8 protein-coding genes are annotated in these 8134 nt (G+C 43.1%); 5 read left to right on the plus strand and 3 right to left on the minus strand.

Annotated features, from left to right (window positions below):
• Positions 1-86: 86 nt before the first annotated feature.
• On the minus strand, positions 87-1133 hold the full coding sequence (locus AACT18_RS16130) for an MJ1255/VC2487 family glycosyltransferase (protein ID WP_176428367.1): 1047 nt from the start codon (positions 1131-1133) through the stop codon (positions 87-89).
• Entirely contained in the window at positions 1130-1663 is a 534-nt protein-coding gene (locus AACT18_RS16135; protein ID WP_017042702.1) for a phosphatase PAP2 family protein, read from the minus strand. Before AACT18_RS16135 ends, AACT18_RS16130 begins: the two co-directional genes overlap by 4 nt.
• Positions 1664-2122: 459 nt before the next feature.
• Here AACT18_RS16135 and leuA point away from each other — a divergent pair, with 459 nt between their 5' ends.
• The 5 genes from leuA to AACT18_RS16160 all read left to right on the plus strand — a co-directional run bounded on the left by leuA (position 2123) and on the right by AACT18_RS16160 (position 7831).
• A complete protein-coding gene (gene leuA / locus AACT18_RS16140; protein WP_013856011.1) occupies positions 2123-3670 on the plus strand; it encodes a 2-isopropylmalate synthase in 1548 nt (515 codons plus the stop codon).
• A 73-nt stretch (positions 3671-3743) separates the two neighbouring features.
• Positions 3744-4835, plus strand: coding sequence for a 3-isopropylmalate dehydrogenase (gene leuB / locus AACT18_RS16145; RefSeq protein ID WP_019282467.1), 1092 nt, complete (start codon positions 3744-3746; stop codon positions 4833-4835).
• Between the two features lie 59 nt (positions 4836-4894).
• A complete protein-coding gene (leuC, locus tag AACT18_RS16150; RefSeq protein WP_094125434.1) occupies positions 4895-6316 on the plus strand; it encodes a 3-isopropylmalate dehydratase large subunit in 1422 nt (473 codons plus the stop codon).
• A gap of 14 nt (positions 6317-6330) precedes the next feature.
• On the plus strand, positions 6331-6933 hold the full coding sequence (leuD, locus tag AACT18_RS16155) for a 3-isopropylmalate dehydratase small subunit (RefSeq protein ID WP_094125435.1): 603 nt from the start codon (positions 6331-6333) through the stop codon (positions 6931-6933).
• A gap of 112 nt (positions 6934-7045) precedes the next feature.
• The gene (locus tag AACT18_RS16160; protein ID WP_013856007.1) at positions 7046-7831 is read left to right on the plus strand and encodes a DUF547 domain-containing protein; all 786 of its coding nucleotides are present in this window, start codon (positions 7046-7048) and stop codon (positions 7829-7831) included.
• Positions 7832-7938: 107 nt separating this feature from the next.
• Here AACT18_RS16160 and AACT18_RS16165 read toward each other — a convergent pair.
• A partial coding sequence (locus AACT18_RS16165) for a transposase (protein ID WP_176445990.1) occupies positions 7939-8134 on the minus strand: 196 nt, incomplete at its 5' end.

Consider the following 8134-nt stretch of genomic DNA (forward strand, 5'->3'; position numbering starts at 1 on the left):
GAATCAAGTGATGAATAACAAGCCTTCACCTTGATACATTCACCAAATAAATTAATTACGTCAAAATTCAAAGCATTTCGTCAATATTAGCTAAATGACACATAACTAGGGAAATCAACCTGTCGCCATAAAGACTGGCTCAGCTCTTTATGATTATCCCATTTGCCATTTTGTACCCATTCAACCAAGGCTTTCGCTACATTAGGATAGACAACGCGCTCGACCTGTTTTTCATCCAACCAACGGCGTAACTCCGACGGGTCCAAAAACTCCATAGATGCAGCAAGCCCGAGATTCTCAAGAGTGGCAACGTTACTTTGCTGCTCAAATTGACCTGATAGTGGCTTAAGTAGCAGCTTTTTACCCAATGAAAGTGCTTCTGATGGTAATTCAAAGCCACCATTAGCAATCACGCCATCGCAGCGATGTAAGTGATATTGAAAATAGGTATGACATAAGGGACGCAACTCAACATTTTCAACGGATTGCGCTTCCATTAAAGAAGGGTGATAACAAATAAATGCTTGATTTGAAAAACGAAAAAGCAACTCAAGAATATCATCAACATGCTCAAATGGAAGATAGACCAAAATGAAATGCTCGCTAGACGTATGCTGCTCTGAACGATAGATAATCGGAGGAAGGATCGGTTGATCAAAATGATACCAATGTAAACCGACGTGGTAGTTGGCAGGCGCAAACTGTTGAATAATCTGTTTATCCAGCCAACTTGCCCCTTTCAAAGGCACATTATAACGAAATGCATTTTGATGACTTATCCCAATACACGGAATACCTTGCTGTTTAGCCGCCCATGCCGATACTGGTTCAAAGTCATTAATGACCAGATCATACGGAGACAAATCGAGGTTTTTTGTCTCACTCACGAAAGTCAGCAAATTATTATTCAGCGCCGTTTTAACGTAATTTACGTGTCCCTGTTCAGTTTCAAAAGTAAAACCGCGCCGAGTTTGGTAATCACCGAAACTTTCCATCGAAAAGTATTTCTCTTTTTCACGTCCAGAAAAGAGAAATTGCACATCAATTTTGGCTTCTTTCAACGCTTCACTCATCACTCGTGAACGAGCAATATGGCCATTTCCGGTGCCTTGGACACCATACAGAATTTTCAAAAGCCTCTCTCCACCAACCACAAAGCAAATCTTGCGCTGCTTACACCAAGCAGCGCGCCAATCACGATATCCGTCAAGAAGTGAACCCCAAGTAGGATGCGAGATACGCCAATTAAGCCAGCCCAAACCAAGACAAAAGCATCGCTATGAGGATAGAAGTGGCCAATTAATGTCGCCATAACAAACCCTGCAGCCGTATGACCAGAGGGCAAACTGTAGCGATCCGAAGGGGTAATAAAGGCAATGAATGAAGGAGAAAACTCTTCAGGGCGACGACGCTGAAAGCTATTTTTCAATCCCCAATAAATAGGGAGTTCAATCGCGAAAGCGGCCAGTCCAGCCATTAAGAATAGCTGGCCATTAAGCGGGTCTAAATACCAAGCTAAAGCACCAATCAACGCATACAAATGCCCATCCCCAGTATGGGAAATAGCTTTGCTGATCTGCGCTACAGGCTGATTAAAACGATGCTGTAAACAAAATAGCGAAAACGCTACGTCAAACTTAACAATTTGTCCGATGGCACGCATGAGCGACTCCTGTCATTCCATAAACCTCTTACGCTCTAAACGTAGAAGTTTAAAATGACAAATACGTGACTGTTTGTTGGAGAATGAATGAATTTAACCGATGACAAACGTTCTTGCGTGAAAACATTCCGTGCTACAAAAAGTGATCCTCTCTGCCAATTCTGCTCATTTTTACCGCTTTTGACTAAAACTGATCCGATATGAATAAAAAAACAACTTAATGGTTGACGAGTTAAGTCGAGTACGGTACTAATTTGTTAACTTAATCTTGTGGAATGTTACGAATGACTATCCGTTTTTCTATCCTGCTGGGCCTGCTCCTTATCGTGAACCATTCGCGCGGGTAGGTTGTGGAAGAAAAACACCACACAAGATAACAAGAGCCCGCACTGAGATGCGGGTTTTTTTATAACTATATTTAGGAAGTAAACGATTAACCATCGGTGCAAGGGAGCAAACATGAATAATCAAGTCATTATATTCGACACCACACTACGTGATGGCGAACAAGCTTTGTCAGCAAGCTTAACCGTTAAAGAAAAACTGCAGATTGCTTACGCATTAGAGCGCCTTGGTGTTGATGTTATTGAAGCAGGTTTTCCAGTTTCCTCCCCTGGTGATTTTGAATCGGTCAAAACGATTGCCAAACACATTAAAAACAGCCGCGTCTGCGCGCTTTCTCGCGCGGTAGCAAAAGATATTGATGCAGCGGCCGAAGCTCTGAAAGTCGCCGATGCTTTTCGTATCCATACGTTTATTTCAACCTCAACCATTCATGTGCAAGATAAATTGCGCCGCAGTTATGATGATGTGCTCGAGATGGCAGTCAGTGCGGTGAAACACGCCCGTAACTACACTGATGACGTCGAATTTTCCTGTGAAGATGCGGGCCGAACGCCCATTGATAATCTCTGTAGAATGGTCGAAGCCGCAATTAATGCCGGAGCTAAGACCATCAATATTCCAGACACGGTCGGTTATACTGTTCCTAGCGAATTTGGTGGCATTATTCAGATGCTGTTTGAGCGAGTCCCTAACATAGATAAAGCCATTATTTCCGTTCATTGCCACGATGACTTGGGAATGTCAGTCGCAAACTCGATTGCCGCTGTACAGGCTGGCGCAAGGCAAATAGAAGGTACCATCAACGGTATTGGTGAGCGCGCTGGTAACTGTTCACTGGAAGAGATCGCGATGATCATCAAAACTCGTCAAGAATTCCTCGGCGTACATACTGGCTTAAAGCATGATGAGATCCACCGCACCAGTAAGTTGGTTAGCCAACTGTGCAATATGCCGATTCAAAGTAACAAAGCGATTGTCGGTGCCAACGCATTTAGCCACTCGTCAGGCATTCACCAAGATGGCATGTTGAAAAACAAAAACACTTACGAAATCATGACTCCAGAGTCAATTGGCCTAAAAAACCAAGCGCTGAACTTAACGAGCCGCAGTGGCCGCGCCGCAGTAAAAAGCCATATGGATAGCATGGGTTACAATGAAAACGAATACAACCTCAATGCCTTGTATGAAGATTTCTTAAAATTGGCAGATCGTAAAGGCCAAGTGTTTGACTATGACTTAGAAGCGTTGATGCACTTTTCAAATCTGCGTGATGAAGACGATTTCTACAAATTGAACTATTTGAGTGTTCAATCAGGCAGTGTTATGGCGACCACCAGTATTAAATTGCTTTGTGGTGATGAAGAAAAATGTGAAGCTGCCGTTGGTAATGGCCCTGTCGATGCGCTTTACCAATGTATTTACCGTCTAACTGGCTATGAGATCGTATTGGATAAATTTGACCTTACCGCCAAGGGCGAAGGTGAAGATGGACTCGGGCAAGCCGATATTATTGCCAACTACAAAGGGCGAAAATATCACGGTACAGGCGTCTCTACGGATATTGTCGAAGCATCAGGACAAGCCTTATTGCACGTGATCAATAGCATTCATCGTGCCGATCAAATTGCAGAAATTAAACAAAAGAAAGTGGCAACCGTTTAACGTACCTAGATTAGAGCTTTCAGTCTTTAGAGCTCACTGGGGCAAGCAAATATAAAAATAGTAAAGGACTAACATGACAGACAAAACATACAAAATTGCCGTTCTTGCAGGTGATGGTATCGGCCCAGAAGTAATGCAACAAGCACACAAGGTATTGGATGCGATTGAAAAAAAACATGCTATCCGGTTTGCCAGAGAAGAACATGATGTCGGCGGGATTGCGATTGATAACCACGGTTGCCCGCTGCCTGAAAGCACAATTAAAGGATGTGAAGAGGCAGACGCCGTATTGTTTGGTTCCGTAGGCGGCCCTAAATGGGAGCATTTACCACCCAACGACCAACCAGAGCGCGGTGCACTCCTACCGCTTCGCAAACATTTTCAACTGTTTTGTAACTTGCGTCCTGCTCAAATTCACTCAGGCTTAGAAAGCTTTTCTCCTTTACGATCCGATATCTCCGATCGTGGCTTCGATATTGTGGTTGTTCGAGAATTGACTGGTGGTATTTATTTTGGCCAACCCAAAGGACGAGAAGGCGAAGGGGCAAATGAAAAAGCATTTGATACCGAAGTTTACCACCGCTACGAAATCGAACGCATTGCAAAAATAGCGTTTGAGTCCGCACGATTACGTCGTAAAAAAGTATGCTCAGTCGATAAAGCGAATGTATTACAAAGCTCTATCTTATGGCGTGAGGTCGTAGAAGAGATCGCAAAAGATTATCCAGACGTCGAGCTTTCACACATTTATATCGATAATGCCACTATGCAGCTCATTAAAGATCCCTCTCAATTTGATGTCATGCTGTGCTCTAATATTTTTGGTGACATCATTTCCGATGAATGCGCCATGATCACAGGCTCAATGGGCATGCTACCTTCCGCTAGCCTTAATGAAAGCAATTTCGGTCTCTATGAGCCAGCAGGTGGCTCTGCACCTGATATCGCAGGAAAGAACATTGCTAACCCAGTTGCACAAATTCTTTCCGCCGCTTTAATGCTACGTTATAGCTTGGGCGAAGAAAGTGCCGCTCAAGCTATCGAAAATGCCGTATCAAAGGCGCTTACCGCAGGAGAACTCACCGCAGATCTTGCCAGTGGTAAAGCGGCACTTTCAACCTCTGAAATGGGCGATAAAATTGCCAGCTATATTTTAAACTCATAATTAGTAGGACTAGGCTCGCCTAGTCCTTTATAAAGCTCAAAGAGCTCAAGGAAGAAGCAATGTCGCAAGCAAAAACCTTATACGAAAAAATTTATGATGCCCACATTGCGGTATCAGCTGAAGGGGAAACCCCCATCCTTTATATCGATCGTCATCTCGTTCATGAAGTGACATCACCGCAAGCATTTGATGGTTTACGCGAAAAGGGACGTAAAGTTCGTCAGACGAGTAAAACATTCGCTACCATGGACCATAACGTTTCAACCACCACAAAAGACATTAATGCCTCGGGTGAGATGGCTCGAATCCAAATGGAAACACTGTCCAAGAACTGTGCTGAGTTTGGCGTAACACTCTACGACTTAAATCATAAATACCAAGGCATCGTTCATGTCATGGGGCCAGAATTAGGTATTACTCTTCCCGGTATGACCATTGTCTGCGGTGACTCACACACAGCAACACATGGCGCATTTGGCTCGTTAGCGTTTGGCATCGGTACGTCAGAAGTTGAGCACGTACTTGCAACCCAAACATTGAAACAAGCTCGCGCGAAAACGATGAAAATTGAGGTGACAGGCAAAGTCGCTCCAGGCATCACCGCTAAAGATATCGTGCTAGCCATTATAGGTAAAACAACGGCGGCCGGTGGTACAGGCTATGTCGTTGAATTTTGTGGTGAAGCGATTACCGATCTTTCAATGGAAGGTCGTATGACGGTGTGCAATATGGCGATTGAGCTTGGAGCAAAAGCCGGTCTTATCGCCCCTGATCAGACTACTTTCGACTACATTAAAGGTCGCAAGTTTTCTCCTCAAGGAAACGATTTAGAAGCTGCCATTGAGTACTGGGCAACGCTAAAAACCGATGATAATGCCAAATTCGATGCAGTCGTTACCCTAAATGCCGCGGACATCAAACCACAAGTAACGTGGGGCACAAACCCAGGCCAAGTAATTGCTGTCGATGAAACCATTCCATCTCCCGATAGCTTTAGTGATCCTGTCGAAAAAGCATCAGCAGAAAAAGCATTAGCGTATATGGGACTGGAAGCGGGTAAATCCTTATCAGACTACAAAGTGGATAAAGTTTTTGTCGGTTCTTGCACAAACTCTCGCATTGAAGATATGCGAGCAGCAGCTCAAGTCGCGAAAGGTAAAAAAGTCGCACCACACGTTCAAGCATTGATTGTTCCAGGTTCAGAGCAAGTTAAAGCGCAAGCGGAAGCGGAAGGCTTGGATAAAATATTTATTGAAGCGGGTTTTGAATGGCGCTTGCCGGGCTGTTCAATGTGCTTGGCTATGAACAATGACAGGCTCGGTGCAGGTGAACGCTGTGCATCAACATCCAACCGCAATTTTGAAGGCCGCCAAGGTCGAGATGGCCGCACACATTTAGTCAGTCCTGCAATGGCCGCCGCCGCCGCCATCGCTGGACACTTTGTCGATATCCGTAATATTCATTCTTCAACACTCAACTAAACAGGGGATCACCAATGTCAGGTTTTAAACAGCACACAGGTTTGGTCGTTCCTCTTGATGCAGCGAACGTCGATACAGATGCCATTATCCCTAAGCAATTTTTACAGAAAGTAAATCGCACTGGTTTTGGCAAACACCTTTTTCATGATTGGCGTTTTCTAGATGATGCAGGTCAACAACCTAATCCAAATTTTGTCATGAATAAACCTCGCTATGAAGGAGCGAGCATTCTACTTGCTCGTGAAAACTTTGGGTGTGGTTCTTCACGAGAACATGCCCCTTGGGCTTTAGCGGATTACGGCATCAAGGCCATGATTGCACCCAGTTTTGCGGATATTTTTTATGGTAACTCAATCAATAACCAAATGGTTCCAGTCCGCCTTACAGAGCAAGAAGTTGATGAAATATTCCTATTTGTTGAAGGAAATGAAGGTGCTCAACTAACTGTAGATCTTGAACGAATGGAAGTTAAAGCCAATGGAAAAACATACTCATTTGAAATTGATGAATTTCGTCGCCATTGCTTACTTAATGGATTAGACAATATCGGTTTGACGCTACAGCACGAAGATAAAATCGCTGATTATGAAACAAAAATTCCTAGCTTTTTGAAATAGCGAGTATCGATTTAATTTCCAGAGGTTGGTGTAGATGCACCAACCTTTTATTTTATCTGAAATTTATCAATCCCTACCTAGGTCATATAACCTATGAGATGAGAGGTAAACAATGAAATATCTATTAACGCTATGTTTGACACTCGGGTCAACGAATGTATTTTCTGCTCCTAAATCACAACTATGGGATTATTGGAACTCTAGTAATGAAGAAAATACACAAGCCATTTCACATCAAATTTGGCAGACAACACTTGATACTTATCTAATCCAAGAAAATCACAACAACCTCTTCGATTATCAAAGGGTCAACTCAAAAGATAAAGAGCAATTAGAGCTCTATATTTCACAATTATCAGCCCTTGATCCAAGAGAGTATGCAAAGCTGGAACAATATGCTTACTGGGTCAACTTATATAATGCCTTAACAGTTAACTTAATCGTCGATCATTACCCAATACCATCCATCACTAAACTGGGAGGATTTTTCTCATTTGGCCCTTGGGAACAAAAGATCATTACCATCAATCAAAAAGAGCTGACTCTCAATGATATTGAACATCGAATTTTAAGACCTATTTGGAAAGATCCTCGAACCCATTATGCGGTCAACTGCGCAAGTCTTGGCTGCCCAAACTTACAAAAGCAGGCTTTCACAGCAGAAAATACTGAATTATTACTGGAGAAATCAGCCACTGAGTTTATCAATAGCGAAAAAGGAGTAAAGGTCACCAATGATAAATGGGTTCTGTCTTCTATTTATGACTGGTTTGCTGAAGATTTTGGAACGAAACAGCAATTATTTGAGCACTTAGTGCAGTATAACAAGGCACTAAAAAGCGAGAAAAAGAGTATCAGCTATCACTATGATTGGACATTGAATGATACGAATAGATAGAAAAAAAGTATCCACCGGCATAGCCGGTGGTTTTTCATATGCGCCTATAAGGCTTTCCTACTGGCAGCGCCCTAGCAGGCGCATAGTGATCTGACATTTGCATATGACTATTTCCTGCGGCCCGTAAACGGGCTACCTGAGTACGGGAGCGATAATTGCTCTCCCATTTTATCCTGCTCTAGTTGGTGCTTTATGTAACTTTGTATCTTCTCGGTATTTTTTCCTACCGTATCTACATAATACCCTCGACACCAAAATTCTCGATTCCTGTACTTGAACTTCAAATCTCCAAATCGCTCATAT

The sequence above is a fragment of the Vibrio sp. V04_P4A5T148 genome (assembly GCF_963875605.1).
Classification (GTDB): domain Bacteria; phylum Pseudomonadota; class Gammaproteobacteria; order Enterobacterales; family Vibrionaceae; genus Vibrio; species Vibrio anguillarum.